This window comes from Psychrobacillus sp. Z3-81 (assembly GCF_056620325.1).
In genome coordinates, this window is the sequence record NZ_JBWQPU010000008.1 from 137,748 (window position 1) to 155,972 (window position 18,225).

Below are 18,225 nucleotides of genomic sequence, written 5' to 3' on the forward strand. Positions count from 1 at the left end.
ACCTGCGATTTTACAATCGTAGGTGCTTTTTATCTTTCTCCTAGAAATGGTAGACCTTTATAAAATGGGAGATAGCAACCGAGAAATAGACTCCTTAAATTTGATGTTTAACGTTCTTTGTTCATATAGTTCCAACGTAAACTCGGTAGATTTTTTTATATCCTCTTCAAACGTTAGAGCCAATTGGTGGGAAGTTTCACGATCATAAATAAAGGCATTCACTTCAAAATTTAACTTAAAGCTTCTAATGTCAATATTAGCAGTTCCAACCGTTGAAGCTTCGTCGTCAATAACAATCATTTTTGTGTGAAGGAAGCCATTTTGATAGATATAAACCTTTGCGCCAGCCTTCATTAATTCACCCACATAGGAATAAGTTGCCCAGTAGACAAACATATGGTCTGGTTTGTTTGGTATCATGATTCGCACATCAATCCCGGAAAGACATGCAATTCTAAGGGTATCCATAAAGCTTGCATCCGGAATAAAATAAGGAGTTTGGATATAGATATACTTTTTTGCCATCATAATTAGCTTTAAATAACCATTTTTAATTTGTTCCCATTCGCTGTCAGGACCACTAGAAACAATTTGAAGTCCGACTGATCCCTTCGTGGGAATTGCTGGGAAGTACACATCAGAGTATTCAATATCATGATTAACAGATGCTTGGTTCCAATCTAATATAAATCGTGTTTGCAGTGGATGGACAGAGCTTCCCTCAATTCGAAGATGAGTGTCTCTCCAATATCCGAATTTTTTCTTTAATCCTAAATATTCATCTCCCACATTAAATCCGCCAATATAACCGATACGTCCGTCTATAACGACAATCTTACGGTGATTTCTATAATTCATTCGTGGGTTAATAAGAGGGAAAATAGAAGGGAAGAATGCTTCTACCTCGCCACCGAGTTTAAGTATCTCTTTAAATTGTCTTTTTCGAAGGAATCTAGAGCCAGCATCATCATATAAAATTCTCACCTTTACTCCCTGCTTAGCCTTTGCAACTAAAGCTTGATAAATCTCTTTTCCTAAATTGTCTAAGCGGAGAATATAGTATTGAATATGTATATGGTTTTTTGCATTTTCGATATCCTGTAGTAGTGCATCAAATTTCTTTCGACCATCAACAAAGATATCCACTTTGTTGTCTTGAGTAAATACAGCTTGATTATTATGTAGATGCATAATAATTAGTTCCTTGTAGTTACTTGCATCATCTAAGCGAAAATCGAAGGAACTGTCTTCAATTGCCTCCATTTGAAAATCAATTAACTTGTCGATTCCAATTTGGTTTTTCCCTTCCCATCTAAATAGCGTTTTTCTTCGGAGCTTTCTACCGAATAGTAAGTATATTCCGAAACCAAGGATTGGGATAAAAAATAAGATTAGTATCCAAGCCCAAGTAGACGATGGATCGCGACGTTCTAAAAAAATTAGTGCTATCGCCAAAAATATATTTAAGATTAAAACTCCCGTAACTACCACTGTATAAATACTGTAAGCCATACACTAACCCCCACACCATTCTAACCTTCCTCTAGTATATATGATTTACCCAAAAGAAAGAAGAAAACAATCATATATGTAAGAGGTAAAAGGATATATTTAAAAAAACATGGAATATTTGATATTTTACTAGTTATAATGAATCTAAATAATGTAAGGGGATGTTCGTGTGCTGCAAGCAATAGATATACATAAAAATTATAGGAAAAAAGAAGCGGTGAAAGGGGTTAATTTAGAACTGCATCCTGGAGAATCAGTTGGCCTTGTTGGACCAAATGGAGCTGGTAAATCGACAACTATCTCCATCCTTACTTCTCTTATTCCTCCTACCTCTGGAGTGGTTAAGTGGAATGGTACTTCTATAGAGAAAAATCTACGCAGTTTTCGGAGACAGCTTGGAATAGTTCCACAAGAGATTGCGTTATATCCCGAGCTTTCCGCAAAGGAAAACCTATCATTTTTTGGCAGAGTATATGGTTTAAAAGGGGAAGAGTTGTCCGATAGAATAACGAGTATCTTAGCGAAGATAGGTTTAACGGATAGACAAAACGATCTCGTGAAAACATATTCTGGTGGGATGAAAAGGCGCTTAAATATTGGTATAGCCCTATTACATAAACCTTCCATTCTAATAATGGATGAACCGACCGTAGGAATTGACCCTCAATCTCGAGCGCACATTTTAGATACTGTAAAAGAGCTAGTAGAGGATGGGATGACATTGTTATACACGAGTCATTATATGGAGGAAGTAGAGCTCCTGTGTGACAGAATTTATATTATGAATCAAGGTGAACTAATTGCTGAGGGAACGAAGGAAGAATTGAAAAATCTTATTTCTGAGAATCAAACGATTGAACTTAAGGGAAGTTTTACAGAGAGCTTTATATCTAGATTAAAAGAAGCATTTCCAAATGCAGTATTTAGACACGGTGAAAAAGTCATGCATATTTCTATGGACAAACATATGACACCGCTCAAATCAATTTTTGACATAGCAGCATTAACAGGAGCACAAGTAGTATCCGTCTCTGTACAAATCCCAACCCTTGAGGATGTATTTTTACATTTAACTGGACGGGAATTAAGAGACTAGGAGGAACGGATATGCTAATAGCCTTGATAAAAAAGCAGTTTAAGCTGCTTCTTCGTGATAGAATGCCTCTAATAATCCTATTAGTCATGCCGTTAGTTTTGATTACTATACTATCCTTTGCATTAGCCGGAATCATGGGTGGTGAGGAGGTAAGTAGGCATGCCAAAATAGCTATATTAGACGAAACGAGCTGGGAACAAGAAAAGGACACGATTCAAGAATTTTTAAATGAAGTTGGAGCGGGATTAGCTATTGAACAGTTCGAGCAGGGAGACCCCATTTTTACGTTAAAGAATCAAATTCTAGCTAGTGATGAAATAGAATCTTATGTGTCGATAGAAGATAGACATCCAAAGGAATTAAAAGAGCTGCGTGAAAAGGAGGTATATGATGCAATCGTTTATATACCTAAGGATTTTCGACTAGCTTATATAAAGTCTGCTTTTTATAATGATCAGCATACTCCAGAGGTAAAACTCTATCTTAATCAGTCCAATGAAATTGGTGCCTACATGGCGCAGGTAATTCTAGAGGAATGGGAAAATGGTTATACTAACTCCTTGGCGCTAGCAAGGGCAGGTTTAAATCCAGATCAAATCTTAGCTCGTGCCCAAGTTGTAGAAGAAGTAATTCCGCCAGTAAAAGATGGAGAAAGAAATATTCCGGCTTCTGTTTATTATACGATTGGTATGTTAGTGATGTTTGCGTTGTATGTTCCTTCCTTTTTAGCTGGATTTTCTTATCGTGAAGTTTATTGGCAGGTATACAATCGCTTATTATTAGGGAATGTTTCCCCCGTTATGTATGCGATATCAATCTTTGTTGCGGGTGTTTGTGTAAGTGTCGTCCAACAGCTTTTGCTTTTATTTTTTGGGAAGTTTGTGTTGGGTGTCGAATGGATTGGATGGGGGCAAATGCTTTTAGTAGTCCTTCTATTTAGTTTATTTGTAGGAAGTCTCAGTGCTTTTTTATCCATCGCCCAGTTGCGTACGCAAAAGGAAGGGATTGCAAACGTTTTTACAGGCGTAATTGTCTCTTTGCTTGCTTTCCTAGGTGGGTCTTTTATCGACATAAAATCATTTTCTGAATCCTTGGATTCTATTGGCTCCTATACCCCTAATGGTTCGGCTATGAAAATGATCTTAGCTATTCAAAAATCACAGGATTTAGTGGGTGTTTATCCTTACGCAATCAGCTTAGGGATTTGGCTTCTTGTCATTCTTTTAGCGTCTATTGTCATATTTCCTAAAAGGGGAGTGCCAGTATGAGAGGAATTTGGATAGCTAGGCTCCTAAATTTAAAAAGAAGACCGATGGTATTTCTTGTAACTACAGGAATGACGATTCTATTGGCATTTCTCTTAAGCTCTACAATTGGTGGAAATCCTACTGTTTATGTTACTTCAGACGATTCTCCAATTAGTAGAGAGGTTATTAACAAGCTGAAAGACGATGAGGAAATAAAAGTTCAAACAGTTTCTACGGAAGAGGCAAAAGATAATACGGATGAAGAAACGATCATTATCGCAATTCATGATACGAATTTTTCCATCCTGAGTGGGAGCAGAACACAATATGCTCAGCAGATAGCTATTACTATAAGAGGAATGTATAGCGAGGTTCTTTTTAAACATCGAGTAATAGAAAATAGTGGCGAGGAAAAGTGGAGTCAGGTAGAAGAAAATATCAGAGAGAGGGAAGCGTTTGAAATATCAAAGGAAGCAATGAACGAGAAACAAATCTTTCGATATGATTCCTCCTTACAAACATTATTTGGTTATATGCTGTTTTTTGTTTTTTACACAGTCTCTACAAATGTTCAGTTTATTTTAGAGGATAAATTATCAGGTATATGGAACAGGCTAAAGCTTACTTCTTTAAAAAGATCAAAGCTTTATCTGGCACATCTTTCTTTTAGCTTTATGCTAGGTTTCTGTCAGCTGCTTTTAGTGATACTATTATTCCGCTATGTTGTCGGTACAAATATGTATGGAGGTTTAGGGAAAGTAATTGTTATCGCGGCTTTGTATGTATTATTCGTTATAGCGATTTCAACTCTCATAATCGCTTTGGTAAAAAATTTAAGCCAAGCAGGAGTGGTTACTTCCTTACTGGCTGTTGCTTTTGCTATGCTGGGCGGAGCTTTTTGGCCACTAGAAATAGTGGATTCGAATCTATTGCTTGGCTTGAAGTGGATTTCTCCTGTTTATTATGGAATGGAATCATTAAAAAGAGTTACCATATATGGGGAAACCCTAGAGGGTGTTACAACGTACCTATTAATAATGATTATTTTCACAATTATCCTTTTAATAGTTGGAATTTATCTGCTAGAAAGAAGAGTAAACAGAGGTCATTCTAGCGAATAGGTGGGAGAAGATAAAATGTACTGGTGTAAGATTGCAAGAACAGAAGAAGAATTTGAAGCAATAGCTAAGTTAAACTATGAGACTTTTGTAGAAGAGATCCCCCAGCACGAGCCAAATCCGGATGGTAAAAGAGTAGATTCATACCATCATGAAAATGTATATGTAATTGTGCTAAAGGACAAAGAACTAGCTGGAATGGTTGCTTTTCGAGCAAAGCGACCTTTCTCGTTAGATAAAAAAATTGGCCCTGTGGAGGAGCATTTACCAGAAGACGCCCTCCAAGGTCAATTATGTGAGGTACGATTGTTGGCAGTCGATAAAAAACATCGCAATGGTCGTGTGTTTTATTATTTAGCTCGTGCTTTGGCAGACTATGCATATGAAAATGGGTACGGAGCGGCAGTAGTATCCGGAACCGTACGAGAACAGAAGCTGTATAATCAATTGGGATTTGAACCATTTGCGGAGCCGGTAGGGACGGAGGAAGCTAAATTTGTACCGATGGTTTTAACGAAGCAAAGGTTTGAAAATTCTGTAGCTGCTCGTTTTAAACAAAAACGATACTCATTTTATCCAGGGCCAGTTGAACTTTCGGAAGCCGTACAGAAGACATTAATGGAGAAACCTGTTTCCCATCGCTCACATGATTTTGCTGTACAGCTTGAACGTGTTAAAAAAGAGCTTTGTAACTTAAGTCATACAAAATTTGCTCATCTATTAGTTGGAAGTGGCACGCTTGCAAATGAAGCCATGATAGCACAATTGAAGGTATTAGATGAGGACGGTCTTGTACTGACGAATGGGGCGTTTGGAGAGAGGCTTGAGAAACAGGCAATGAGATGGGATCTTGCTTTTGATACTCTTAGCTGGCAATGGGGACAGACCTTTGACGTGGTAGCCATTGAGGAAAGGCTAAAGACAGGGAACTATAGCTGGCTCTTAATGACTCATGGAGAAACCTCTACTGGAATGCTAAACTCGTTAGAACAGATAGCAGACTTATGCAAAAAGTATAATGTGTTGTTATGTGTGGATTGTATAAGCTCCTTTGGTTCCTATCCTTTTTCTTTAGAGAATGTTTATTTGGCAACAGCTGTTAGTGGGAAGGCGATTGGTTCAATTAGCGGGCTCTCATTTGTGTTTTCTAATAATCCCATTGTAGCTTGCGAGAGGATTCCTGCTTATTTGGATATTGGCTTACAATTAAATGGACAGATTCCCTTTTCCATACCATCTCAATTATTACATAGTCTAGAAAAAGCGCTCTATGCATACGAAAATGGAGAAAGATATAGAGTCTTGGAGAGTAGGCTCAAGTTGATAGAAAAAGAAGTTGAACGGCTTCAACTAAGACTGTTTACTAAATTGAGCTATCCAATGATTTTTACATTCACAGACAATAACCTTCCATATCTAGCAGAGGATGCTAGAATGTCTGGCTTTGATTTACATCACCGCAGTGAATACTTGATGAAAAGAGGGCTAATCCAGATATCTTATATCCAGCCAGAATTTGAGGAGGATTGGAGAAAGTTTGCTGCTTGGTTAGAAAATTATAAGGAATATCATCAAGTCGAGGGATAAAATTATAGAAGAGCTTTGGGGGTACGAACGTACTAACTCCAAAGCTCTTTTGATTTTGAGGTTTGATCCTCTTTATGGGTAAGAAAGGAAAAACCCTTTAATTCTCGATTAAGTTTTGATAAATATCATTGATAAACCTTTTATAAGGCGTTTCAGGCATTTCAGCTATATTTTTTACAGCTTTCTCGGCATACTTAATTGCTTCCTTATGGTTGCCAAGGGCCTGATGGCTTGCTGCAAGATAAGCATCCTTGCAATACAAGATAGATAAATCAATAGGATGGTGTAGAACCTCTGGAATGACTAGGCTTTCTAATGTTTTGATAGCCTCATTAAATTCGCCCAAACCGAATAAAATACTTCCACGCTCTATTAAAAAGAACGGCGCATACATGCTGTTCTCTCCTACCAGTTTACCCTCCACTTCTTGTAACAGATTGAATGCCTTGTCATATTCTTTTTTATAAAAACTTAAGGTATGAATAGTAGAGAAGGAAACAAAGAAATGCGCTTCCTGGGTCTCAGTAAATATGGAATAGGCCTTTAGCTTTTTTAAATAAGAGTTAGTTTGCTCATCGTTCTGAAACATCATAGAGTATGCAGCTGCTAACCGATAAAGGTCATCTAATCGATAAAAGATTTGATTCTCTTTAGAATACAGGATTGCTTCGTCCATTACTTCAATCGCTTTATTATAGTTCCCAAGTGCAAAGTAAAGTGTTGCTTCGACGTATTTATAGTCTAGTCTAGATAGATGGTCTATCCAAATGCCTGTGGCTTCTAATTTTTTGTTCTCTTCCAGCAGCATATCCAACGCTTTGTCATATTGATGGTTTGTAAAATACTGGTCAACTTTAATCAAGCCAAGCTTTGCTCTGGGATTAGTTAAATTTAATTTTTCGTACATTTCGGCAGCTTTGGCCCAGAATTCTTCCCATTTTGTCTTTTTCTCAAAATACAAGCATCTACTGTAAATATCCAATAGGCGTGCCGCTTCGTATCCAGAATGGAGCTTGGTTAGATAGGGGTTGATTAATTCGATCACTTGAATGCACTCATCTTTCAAATCATCATAAGGTGTATTTAAAAGAAGCTCGGCTTTCTCTAAGACTTTACGCAGCGCCTCTGGACTTACTTCCTCTAAAAGCTCTGAAACATTTACGTCTAACTGCTTTGCTATATAGTTTAAGCTTTCCATTGAAGGGTTTGCTTTATTATTTTCAATAAGGCTTAGCATGCCTTTTGTTAGTTCGGTTCCTGCTAACGCATCAAGGGTCATTTTTTTTTGCTTTCGAATTGTTCGAATTCTTTCTCCTAAAGTAGGCATCCTACTCACCTCTTTCTTAATGGTTTAATTATATTAAACTTATGCTTGAAATGGAAGTATTTATATGTTATTCTTTGTTTAATTAAATTAAACTTTTAAAAAGGGGAATAAAATATGGAGGAATCAGTAAAATTAAAAAAAGCCACATATCATTTGTGGACGTTCATGACAAGCAAGCTTATTTCTAGTTTTGGTGCTCAGGTGTATGCATTTGCAATAAGTTTTTATATTTTACAGTTAACAGGGTCAGCAACGAGCTTTGCAGCTAACTTGATCTGTAGTATTCTGCCAAGAACGATCGTAGCTCCATTTGCAGGCTATGCCGCAGACAAGTATTCAAGAAAAGGGATTGTTATTACAGCGCAAATCGTCACATCCTTGGCACTTGCTGGTTTATTAATTGTCAGTTACACATCCGGATTATCGCTAATAGCTATCTATACAACAACTGTTATTCTATCTTTGGCCTCTACGTTCTCTGGGGTAACCTTCAGTTCTTCCATCACTGGTCTAATTGATTCCGAAAGAATTCAAAAGGCCATGGCTCTAAATCAGATTTCGATTTCCTTTGCCGCTATCGGAAGTCCAGCAGTAGGTGGTATCTTATACGGCACGGTATCTATGGAAACATTTCTAGCGATATACCTTACTGCTTCTATCATAGCTGTAACCTTAGAATCAACGATGAATTTTAAGCTTTTTGCTGTAAGGAAGGAAATAGTAGAAGGTGTTGAGAAGGAATCCATGTTCCAAAGCATGAAAGCAGGGTTCCTCTATTTAATGAAGCACCGTGTCCTAAAGGTGGTAATTGTGATTTCCTTACTTATTAACTTTTTGTTTGGAGCTTTTCAGGTTGGGTATTCCTTTGTTTTAATAGAAAAATTAAAAATGAATTCAGTGCACTTTGGTTATACAGAAGGGGCATTCGCTGTGGGAATGCTGTTACTATCCATTTACTTCTCTAGTAGAAAGGAAGTAAAGAATCCTTTGTTACTATCCAAGTGGTGTATCGTGATTCTAGGCTTCATGATTGCGGCAGTAGGATTACCGCTGATGATTGATATGACTTATTATGTAATGGTTGGGTACTATCTTCTTCTCATGTTTTCCTTTGGTGCTTCTATGATAATTACGAACACACCTATTCAAGTTCTGATGCAAAAATCAATAGAAGATGATTTCAAGGGACGCGTATTTTCAATTTTAGAAACTGGAGCAATGGCTTTAATGCCATTAGGTATGGTTCTTTTCGGATATTTATATGATGTAGTAGCACCTCAAATTATCCTGTTAGTTTCTGGTGGATTGCTTGTTTTGACAATCTTGGTACTAGCTAGACCTTCTGTTATTAGAGAGGCAACAGGGGAACAACCTGTACAAACTATTACACCGCAATTAGAAAACCAAAAAATGCCAGGGAGCTTTTAGCGAGGGCACTGAATAACTGTAGTCTTTTTATAATCGATTCATATCTTGAAAAATAAGGACCCTTTTGTTCATTTTGAACAGAAAGGGTCTTATTTCTATATCTTTTTCTTACTCCTTTCACATAGACGCTTCAATATTCGTTTTTAGTTCAACGAGTACAAAGGAAAAGTCGACTAGCTCGTTGATTTGGCAAAGCACATTATCCTTAGGTATGATTCGATCGTATAAAGCCAGATAAGGGCTCAAATTTAGCGTTTCTTGTTTGGAAATCATGGTCGCACCACCTTTTAAGAATACACTTATTATACAAGGGATCCGTGAGGGTATATTGGATGATGGGAAACCTATTATCAAGAGGGAAAAGAGTTGATTGGAATGGAGGCGGCGACTTCTGCGGGAACAGCAAATGCTATTTGCGACGAAAGCGTAGCGACAGGAGCACCGAGCGTAAGCACCCGGACTGAGCGGAGCGAGGGAGAAGGCTGGAGCCGTGCCCGCGAAAAGCGTCCGCCACAATGGAAATCAACGATTTAAAAAGCGAGTATGTGAAAGATTCTCCCCCACATACTCGCTTCAAATATTAATGACTTTTCAGTCCCCTCGCTTTTAGCTCCTTGGCATTTCCTGTAACCGTTTAGAGGATCCTCGAAATAAATAAATGAAACAAATGGATATCAAAGCGATCACTCCGGAGATAGCATATAGATTGTCTGGCTCTTTTGTAAATATCCATGTAAATAATAATGGTCCAATAATTCTTCCTAAGTTGTCCATTGAGTATGTCATCCCAGCTGCGGAACCATAGCGTCCTCCTGATTCCTTGGAGGTTAAAGACACAATAGTGGTTCTAGCTAGTGCATTTCCAGCTGTAAAGACACAAAGTGAAAGGCCAGCCCAAAATAAGTTAGTCGTAAAAAGAGTCAAGAATAACCCGATTGCTGTAACTACTTGTGCAAAAAGAAGCCAGGTGGTTTCTGTGCCGTTCTTAATTTTTCTAACTACTCCTCCTTGGATGGCAGCATCTACAAAACCACTAAACATAAATAGGTAACCTATTTGAAGGGGAGTTATATCCACTTTGTCAATTTGAAATAGTTGAAAGGTCCCTTCCAAGCCAGCAAGAAGAAATGTTGTAACAAAGGAAAACAAGAATAGATATCTCACTCGGTATGACCAGAGAGATAAAGCTCCTTTTGGAAGTATCGCCCTTTTGTTTGCTTCTCCTGTACGTATAGGTTCCTTCAGTATAATGTATGCATAAATGAAGATCACTAATAATAGAATGGCAGAGGCAGTAAACGGAAGTGTCAGGCTATAATGCCCTAACACTCCTCCGATGGCAGGACCAAATATAAACCCAAGCCCAATCGACATCCCCAAAAACCCCATATACTTTGTCCGATTGTCCTCATCTGAAACGTCTGCGACAAACCCTGTTACCGCAGTATATAATGCACCAGAGAATAAGCCGCCTATTACTCTGGAAAGGTAAAGTATCCATAAGGAGTCAAAAAATAACGAAAATAACCAAAAGCTAGTACTAAACCCAATCAACCCAATAAGTATTAATGTTTTTCTTCCAATTCGATCGGATAGCATACCCCATAACGGCGCAGTGAAGAAAGAGGCTAGTGCATATACCGTTAGCAGCCCACCAACGTGGATTTCCTGATATCCCTCTTGTAAGATTACCTCTGGAAGAACTGGAATAATTACACCAAATCCCAAATAGACAAGAAATTGAATGGACATTAACGTGAATAACATTTTTTTCATCAACCAAACCCTGCTTTCTCTGCCTGTACTTCTTAACTAGTATAGCATTAGGAGGACTGGGAGGTTGACAGAAAATAATGCTCATGAGGTTTAAGTGTTGTTAGGTTCGGATATACTTTTCATAGCACTAGAAACTTCCTGGACGTGTGGAAAAGGGAAGGCTAAATCTCCAATGGATAAGAAGCCTACTAACCGACCTTCGTCTGTGACAGGTAATCGCCTAATTTGGTGCTTTGCCATTAAGGCGGCGGCAGCCATAGTAGTGTCGAGAGGAGAGATGGAAATGACATTTTTGGTCATGATATCCTCTACCTTGCATTTGACATCCTTTGGTACAGCGCGAGTCACAATATCTCGATCTGTTACTATTCCTATTATTTTTTGCTTACTCACTATAGGGATACAGCCGATGTCCAATGCCCTCATTTGATCAGCTACTTCACTTACGTAGTCTGAAGGGTTACATGTTACCACTTCTTTGCTCATAACATCTTGCACAATCATGACGATCACTCCTTTAGGGGTTAGAGTGGTTTACAAGCCCGTAAAATATGTAATACAAATGAAAGGTTAAGACATAGAAAATAGTGGTATGATAAAGTGGAGAAAAATTAGATAAATAACAACTTTTTATAAATAAATGATAATGGAAGGGACTGAGGTTGATTGGCAAAAGAAGTGGATTTAAGTAAAATTGTAAGTAATTTATCCAAGCTAGGAGTTACCGTTACAATCACCAAATCAAGACTTGATATGCTAAAAGCTTTAACCTCTCCGGCACAGACTCCTCATGTGCAAGGGTAAAAAGAGGGTGGCTTGAAACCTCGTGTAAAAACGAAATTTCGAGCTACCCTCTTTTTTAATGAGTAAATATTAATCAATCTCATCCTTCGCAAACATATAGGTTTTATGGTGAAATTTCATACTAAACACTAGACCTATTGCTAACATATTCCCCATTAGAGAACTTCCTCCGTAGCTGATAAAAGGTAATGGTATCCCAGTGATTGGTAATAACTGAATAGTCATCCCGATGTTTTCAAAAACGTGGAAAGTAATCATGGCTATAATACCGGCGCAAACATAAGTGCTGTAAGGATCCTTCAGCTGAAGAGTTATTTTGGTCAGATGATAAATTAACAAGAAAAACAAGCTTATGACGATGCTGGCTCCAACAAATCCATATTCTTCTCCTATTACTGCAAAGATGAAGTCAGTGTGATTTTCTGGTACATAAACAACGCGCTCTCCATAGCCCTTCCCAAAAATTTCTCCAGAGCCAATAGCATTTAAAGAAGTAATTAAATGCATCCCTTCATCTGATGCGTATGAATAAGGATCCAGCCAAGAGTAGATTCTGGCAAACTGATAAGGGCTAAAGCCAAGCTTTTCCTGTAAGAAATCTTGCATGTTAAGTGCCATCCAAAGTAGAGAGGCTCCAATTGCAATACCACCTATAAATATCGGAAGAATGATTTTCCAAGTAACCCCTGCTACGATAACCAATGCAACAGTTATCGCTAAGAATACTAATGCAGTTCCTAAATCAGGCTGAAGTAATATAAAAGTTAAAGGCACTAATAGGGTGATTGCGATTTTTCCTAAAAGAATAAAATCACTTTTAACGGTTTTTATTAAATAAAGCTCATTATGCTTTGTGATAAGCCTAGCCATACCTAAAATATAAAAGGTCTTCATAAATTCAGCCGGCTGTATACTTCCGATTGAAGGCAAATGGAACCAGCTTTTAGCGCCATTTTTCGGTTCTACTAGGCTTAGACTGTCTGGAAGAATGAACAAAACAACTAAAAGAAACAAACCAATTCCGTAAAAAATCCATGCCATTTTCTTATATTGCTCAGGCTCAAAGAACATTACGATCCCAACAATCACTGCTCCTACTCCATACCAAAACAACTGCTTGTACACAAAGTTGGTTGCGCCATACTGACCTGAAGTTTGAGCTGAGGATATTGCTAGCAAGCTAATGATAAGAAACAACAATATGATAAAAGCAAGCGTCCAATCAAAGCGATCGGAGAAGCCTTTTTTGTTTTCCATAATAGAGTCACCCAAATTTCTATCAGAATTTCTAAAGGTGCAATAAGCACTTCACCTATTATAGCTTATCTGCACATTTTTTGCTTTAGTGTAATATGGACGACATTTCAAAATCAAATGTTTCCTTTGTTAAAAATTATGTTAATATAAAACAGATGAAGGAGTGAAGATGGTGGCTAAGAAAGAGAGAGAGATAGATGAGTATGTCACTCATTTATACGTGCATATTAACGAACTGGTACATTTTACATTGTTTAGTGGAATGACGGTGCAACATTTTCTAAGGTCCACGAACTTATCATCTTTACTATTACTAAAGCATAGCTACGAAGACGCTTCGTTTAATATTCATACTCAATTTGACTTTATTATTCAAAGTCAGTTCTCTCATTTCCTTAAAGAAATCGCAGAAAATCCAAGTGCTCTATGTTTTGTTGACTTTACAGATGAACGTAGCCTAAATAAACTCTCTCCTGAAGAGCAGGCAGAGTTATTATATATATCGCATAAAAAAGAAGCGTATAAGACACCATTTTACCGTCACTTACAGAATAGATACGTGTATTTGACTGATAACAACCAGGATATTACTAAAATCTATTTCCGAGATATGAAGGATTTTTATGAGTTGATTGGTAGCTTCTTTAATCAGCACATTCAAGAAAGTGCGAAATCTACTTCTTTTTGGCGAAAGAAAACGAATAGGGTACTCCCAGAGCTTTCAACGGAAAGAATATTGGAATTAGCAGATTCCTTTGAGGATGGTGCACTACTGTCACTATATAAAGTAAACAAAACGAAATACGAGCTTGAAATTAGAAGCCTACCGGATAATATTTTCCCAGATGAAGTGTTTGAGGACATACAACATCTATTGAAGAGACCGGCAGATATGTTAATAGAAGTATGAATAGAACGCTTTTGCCCAATTGTTGAGCAAAGGCGTTTTATTCAATTACATAGGAGGAATTAGATGGCTTGGATACAATTAATTGCTGCTGGATTGACCGAAATAATATGGGCTATTGGGCTTAAAGAATCTTATGGGTTTAGTAAGCTCGTTCCTTCTTTGATTACCGTCCTCTTCTTAGTGATCAGCTTTTTGTTATTTGCAAGAGCTGTGAAGTCGATTCCCATTGGCACTGCATATGCTATCTTTACAGGTATAGGAGCAGCAGGGACTGCGATTGTAGGTATTTTCTTTTTCCAAGAGCCAGCAAGTATCGGAAAAATTCTTTTCTTAATTCTCCTCTTAACTGGGATTGTTGGACTTAAGCTGGCAGAAGGAGAGGGGGAAGCTGCATAATGTATTGGGTAGTGTTGGTCTTCGCTGGATTATTTGAAGTGGGCTTTGTTTTATGTATGAAGCTATCTGAAGGATTTAAGAAGAAAGTGTATACTCTATTAATGATTGTTTCTGCTGCTTTAAGCTTCTTTTTGTTGTCGTATGCATTGAAGGGAATTCCAGTTGGAACTGGCTATGCGGTATGGACCGGAATAGGAGCAGCTGGTAGTGTGTTAATGGGCATGTACCTATTTAAAGAACAGAAAAGTCGCAGGAAAATTTTCTTTTTAACATGTATTATTCTGGGCGTAGTGGGCCTAAAATTATTTGATTGATTAATTCAATTGATCAGTGGTTACGTGATAAACTATAACTAACCTGAAGGTGGAGGTATTCAATGATGAAGTTAAAAATAGGTTTACTATACGGCGGGAAATCAGCTGAACATAATGTGTCTTTACTGACAGCACGAGCTGTTTCTCAAGCGATTGATTTTAATAAATTTGAGGTCTTTCCTATCTTCATTACCAAAGATGGAGAGTGGAGAAAGGGAACGGCACTGACTGGGCCAGTAGATACGGTGGAAAAACTGCAGTTTGGTGAAGAGAATGGGAAAGCGAATGACATTTCTAGCTTTCTTCCGTCAGTCAATTTATCCGAACGAGTGTCTGAAGCAGGAGCTTCTAGCTTAGATGTAATTTTTCCTTTATTACATGGACCAAATGGGGAAGATGGAACCGTTCAAGGCTTGTTAGAAGTCTTAAACCTCCCATATGTAGGGAATGGTGTGTTAGCTTCTGCAGCTGGTATGGATAAGGTTGTGATGAAGCAATTATTTACCCAAGCAGGATTAAAGCAAGTGCCATATGTTTATTTCATCCGCAGCGAGTGGGAAAGTAATCGTAAGGAGTTATTGAAAAAGATTGAATCAGAGCTTAAATGGCCACTTTTCGTAAAACCGGCAAATTTAGGATCCAGTGTTGGTATTACAAAAGCGAATAATGTCGAGGATTTGATTTCTGCAATTGATCTTGCTTTTAAATATGACCGCAAGATTCTTATAGAGCAAGGAGTAGTTGCGAGAGAGATTGAGATGAGTGTGTTAGGGAATGATCATCCAAGATGCTCTGTTGCAGGAGAGGTTCTCCCAACGAAAGACTTCTATGATTATTCTGCAAAGTATATTGACGGTACTACAAACTACGCAATCCCGGCAAACGTTTCACCAAAGCTTTTAAGCAAGCTTCAGGATGCTGCTATACGTGCGTTTAAAATTCTAGATTGCTCTGGTCTAGTACGTGCAGATTTCTTTGTTACGGATACAGAGGAAGTACTTATTAACGAAGTAAACACCATGCCTGGGTTTACCCCAATCAGCATGTATCCAAAGCTTTGGATGGCATCAGGATTATCATACAGCGAGCTGATTGAAGAACTAATACGATTGGCTATGGAGAGATATGAAGAAAAACAACGACTTGAGCATACTCAGGATGGAGAGTGAGTAGTTTGAAAAAGACATTGCTAGAAATCGCAAGCTGGTTAGGACTCTCTCAGGAAATCTCATCGAACCCTGTAGTAACTGGAGTTTCCATAAATACTAGAACTTTAGAGCCTGGTGACCTATTTATTCCTTTTCGTGGAGAAAAGGTAAATGGTCATGCTTTTGTGCAGAATGCGTTTGAAAAGGGAGCGGTGGCAGCTCTTTGGATGGTAGATGAACCTAACCCACCAAAAGATGTTCCGTTATTATTTGTAGAATCACCCGAAAAGGCGCTTCAGCAAATGGCCGCTGCTTACAGAGAAGAATTATCTACGGTTTTTATTGGTATTACGGGTTCTAACGGCAAAACCTCTACGAAGGATTTAGTCGCAGGTTTGCTTTCACCATATTATCGTGTAAAGAAAACAATCGGGAATTTTAATAATGAGTTAGGTCTACCCCTAACAATTCTTTCTTTGGACGAAGATATGGAATTTGCGGTATTAGAAATGGGCATGAGTTCCTTTGGGGAAATAGAGTTTCTTTCTAACATGGCAAAGCCAACCTATACGGTGATCACAAATATTGGAGAAGCTCATATGCAGGACCTAGGCTCACGTGAAGGGATTGCAAAGGCAAAGTTTGAGATTATCTCTGGTTTACAAGAGGATGGCATGCTCATGTATGATGGAGATGAGCCACTGTTAAGGCCTTTGGTTGATAGTGTACCAACTCTTTCAACAAAGGCATTTGGTAACATGTCAGATAATGACCTGTGGATAGAATGGGTGGAATTTACAGAGAGTGGTAGTAAGTTCTCTGTAAAAGGAGATATAGAAGAAGAAATGTTCATCCCAATCTTAGGGGAGCACCAGGTGAAAAACACACTTGCAGCCCTTTTAATTGGAAAAGAGATTGGACTTTCTGCGGAACAAATGAAAACCGCTCTACAAGGAGTGGTGCTAACCGATATGCGTATGCAGCTGGTCCATGCGAAAAATGGAACGGTGTTTATTAATGATGCCTATAATGCTGCTCCAACCTCCATGAAGGCTGCGATTAAGTTTATAGAGAAATCGACTCTTAAAAAGGAAAAATGGCTTGTGTTAGGAGATATGTTAGAGCTTGGTGAACAGGAGAAAGAATTTCATGAAGAGATAGGTCTGGAAATCTCCCCCGAAAGTTTCCGAGGGGTCTGTCTTTTCGGACCGAGAATGATTTGGCTCTATGAAAAATTAAAAGATAAGTTTTCAGCCGACCAAATCATTTGGACGGAAGGTAGCTATAATGAAATTGTTTCTTTCCTACAAAATAGAATGGACGCTGAATCCATTGTTTTAGTAAAAGGTTCACGGGGTATGCAATTAGAAAAGATAATGGATCCTTTTTTAAAGTAGTGATTGAAGGGATTGGGGACGGATGAAAACAGGAGTGCTTTGTATACATGGCTTTACGGGTGGACCTTATGAGGTGCAGCCGTTTGTTGAATATATGCAAGCGAACACTGATTGGAAGATCGTAGTCCCCACGCTTCCTGGACATGGAGAGACACTAGAGCTTAAAAAGCTGACAGCGGAAACATGGATGATGGAAGCGGAGATTGCAATTCGACGTTTACAAAAAGAGGTAGATCGAATATTCATAGTTGGCTTCTCGATGGGAGGGATTATTGCTATTTATCTTTCTCTACGTTACCCTGTCGAGAAGCTGCTTTTATTGAGTGCTGCTGCTAAGTATATTAGTCCTGCACAACTTCTACAGGATATTGGGGAAGTAGCAAAGGAAGCTATAACAGGTTCTTTGGAAGATAATCCGCTCTACCAGATTTATGGAAAGAAGCTAAAAGAAACGCCTTTACACGCTGCTTTTGAATTTGTGCGCTTAGTAAAAATGGTGGAACCATATTATCATCAGGTAAAAATCCCGGTATGCCTAGTACAAGGGAAGCGTGATGGCATTGTACCATATAAAACCGCACCCTTTTTATATGAGCATTTATCCACAACGAATAAAAAAATAATCTTCTCTGAGATGGGAAAACATCATATTTGTTATAGCGATGATTGCCAGGATTGGTTCCAGGAGGCACTAGGCTTTCTTAGGGAAATGGCGGTTCCAAAAAATAATGAGATTAATAAGAATAAAGGCTAATTCATTGCCACATCATATACATGCATGATATACTACGTTTTAGCAATGGATACATTTTGTATAAAGACTCTTCAAATATCTATTGAAGAGTACTTTTTTTTGAACATAACGGCTTGTTTCTTATGTGTAAAGTAACACAAGACTGGCCGCTCGG

The 18,225-nt window shown here is 38.2% G+C and carries 18 protein-coding genes; 12 read left to right on the top strand and 6 right to left on the bottom strand.

Features of this window, described 5'->3' with window-relative positions:
* Positions 1-57: 57 nt before the first annotated feature.
* Positions 58-1,512 carry a cardiolipin synthase gene (gene cls / locus AC1ECF_RS10730; RefSeq protein WP_480389412.1) on the bottom strand — a complete coding sequence of 485 codons (1,455 nt, stop codon included), beginning with the start codon at positions 1,510-1,512 and terminating at the stop codon, positions 58-60.
* Between the two features lie 169 nt (positions 1,513-1,681).
* Here cls and AC1ECF_RS10735 point away from each other — a divergent pair, with 169 nt between their 5' ends.
* The 4 genes from AC1ECF_RS10735 to AC1ECF_RS10750 are packed head-to-tail and all read left to right on the top strand — an operon-like array spanning position 1,682 to position 6,560.
* Entirely contained in the window at positions 1,682-2,608 is a 927-nt protein-coding gene (locus tag AC1ECF_RS10735; RefSeq protein ID WP_480389413.1) for an ABC transporter ATP-binding protein, read from the top strand.
* 11 nt (positions 2,609-2,619) lie between these two features.
* Positions 2,620-3,876, top strand: coding sequence for an ABC transporter permease (locus tag AC1ECF_RS10740; RefSeq protein ID WP_480389414.1), 1,257 nt, complete (start codon positions 2,620-2,622; stop codon positions 3,874-3,876).
* The gene (locus AC1ECF_RS10745) at positions 3,873-4,976 is read left to right on the top strand and encodes an ABC transporter permease (RefSeq protein WP_480389415.1); all 1,104 of its coding nucleotides are present in this window, start codon (positions 3,873-3,875) and stop codon (positions 4,974-4,976) included. The genes AC1ECF_RS10740 and AC1ECF_RS10745 overlap by 4 nt, the downstream gene beginning before the upstream one ends.
* A gap of 15 nt (positions 4,977-4,991) precedes the next feature.
* Entirely contained in the window at positions 4,992-6,560 is a 1,569-nt protein-coding gene (locus AC1ECF_RS10750) for an aminotransferase class V-fold PLP-dependent enzyme (RefSeq protein WP_480389416.1), read from the top strand.
* 97 nt (positions 6,561-6,657) lie between these two features.
* Here AC1ECF_RS10750 and AC1ECF_RS10755 read toward each other — a convergent pair whose 3' ends face one another.
* Positions 6,658-7,887, bottom strand: a complete 1,230-nt coding sequence (locus AC1ECF_RS10755) for a helix-turn-helix domain-containing protein (protein WP_480389417.1) — start codon at positions 7,885-7,887, stop codon at positions 6,658-6,660.
* A gap of 114 nt (positions 7,888-8,001) precedes the next feature.
* Between AC1ECF_RS10755 and AC1ECF_RS10760 the strand changes: the two genes are divergently transcribed.
* The gene (locus AC1ECF_RS10760) at positions 8,002-9,315 is read left to right on the top strand and encodes an MFS transporter (protein WP_480389418.1); all 1,314 of its coding nucleotides are present in this window, start codon (positions 8,002-8,004) and stop codon (positions 9,313-9,315) included.
* Between the two features lie 117 nt (positions 9,316-9,432).
* On the opposite strand, the gene AC1ECF_RS10765 is transcribed toward AC1ECF_RS10760, so the two are convergent.
* The 3 genes from AC1ECF_RS10765 to AC1ECF_RS10775 form a co-directional block, all read right to left on the bottom strand.
* The gene (locus tag AC1ECF_RS10765) at positions 9,433-9,588 is read right to left on the bottom strand and encodes a hypothetical protein (RefSeq protein WP_480389453.1); all 156 of its coding nucleotides are present in this window, start codon (positions 9,586-9,588) and stop codon (positions 9,433-9,435) included.
* 333 nt (positions 9,589-9,921) lie between these two features.
* Entirely contained in the window at positions 9,922-11,091 is a 1,170-nt protein-coding gene (locus AC1ECF_RS10770) for an MFS transporter (protein WP_480389419.1), read from the bottom strand.
* 90 nt (positions 11,092-11,181) lie between these two features.
* On the bottom strand, positions 11,182-11,595 hold the full coding sequence (locus AC1ECF_RS10775) for a CBS domain-containing protein (RefSeq protein WP_480389420.1): 414 nt from the start codon (positions 11,593-11,595) through the stop codon (positions 11,182-11,184).
* 162 nt (positions 11,596-11,757) lie between these two features.
* On the opposite strand from AC1ECF_RS10775, the gene AC1ECF_RS10780 reads away from it, so the two are divergent.
* On the top strand, positions 11,758-11,895 hold the full coding sequence (locus AC1ECF_RS10780; RefSeq protein ID WP_480389421.1) for an Lmo0850 family protein: 138 nt from the start codon (positions 11,758-11,760) through the stop codon (positions 11,893-11,895).
* Positions 11,896-11,964: 69 nt separating this feature from the next.
* On the opposite strand, the gene AC1ECF_RS10785 is transcribed toward AC1ECF_RS10780, so the two are convergent.
* A complete protein-coding gene (locus tag AC1ECF_RS10785; RefSeq protein ID WP_480389422.1) occupies positions 11,965-13,152 on the bottom strand; it encodes an FtsW/RodA/SpoVE family cell cycle protein in 1,188 nt (395 codons plus the stop codon).
* 172 nt (positions 13,153-13,324) lie between these two features.
* Between AC1ECF_RS10785 and AC1ECF_RS10790 the strand changes: the two genes are divergently transcribed.
* From AC1ECF_RS10790 to AC1ECF_RS10815, 6 genes are all read left to right on the top strand, one after another.
* Positions 13,325-14,062 (top strand): hypothetical protein, encoded by a 738-nt coding sequence (locus AC1ECF_RS10790; protein WP_480389423.1) that lies wholly within the window; start codon positions 13,325-13,327, stop codon positions 14,060-14,062.
* A gap of 63 nt (positions 14,063-14,125) precedes the next feature.
* Positions 14,126-14,458, top strand: coding sequence for a DMT family transporter (locus AC1ECF_RS10795; RefSeq protein WP_480389424.1), 333 nt, complete (start codon positions 14,126-14,128; stop codon positions 14,456-14,458).
* Positions 14,458-14,772 carry a DMT family transporter gene (locus AC1ECF_RS10800; RefSeq protein WP_480389425.1) on the top strand — a complete coding sequence of 105 codons (315 nt, stop codon included), beginning with the start codon at positions 14,458-14,460 and terminating at the stop codon, positions 14,770-14,772. The genes AC1ECF_RS10795 and AC1ECF_RS10800 overlap by 1 nt, the downstream gene beginning before the upstream one ends.
* Positions 14,773-14,837: 65 nt before the next feature.
* Complete coding sequence (locus AC1ECF_RS10805) at positions 14,838-15,941, top strand: D-alanine--D-alanine ligase (RefSeq protein WP_480389452.1); 1,104 nt, start codon at positions 14,838-14,840, stop codon at positions 15,939-15,941.
* Between the two features lie 5 nt (positions 15,942-15,946).
* Positions 15,947-17,317, top strand: a complete 1,371-nt coding sequence (locus AC1ECF_RS10810; protein ID WP_480389426.1) for a UDP-N-acetylmuramoyl-tripeptide--D-alanyl-D-alanine ligase — start codon at positions 15,947-15,949, stop codon at positions 17,315-17,317.
* Between the two features lie 22 nt (positions 17,318-17,339).
* Positions 17,340-18,071, top strand: coding sequence for an alpha/beta hydrolase (locus AC1ECF_RS10815; protein WP_480389427.1), 732 nt, complete (start codon positions 17,340-17,342; stop codon positions 18,069-18,071).
* The last annotated feature ends 154 nt before the right edge of the window (positions 18,072-18,225 follow it).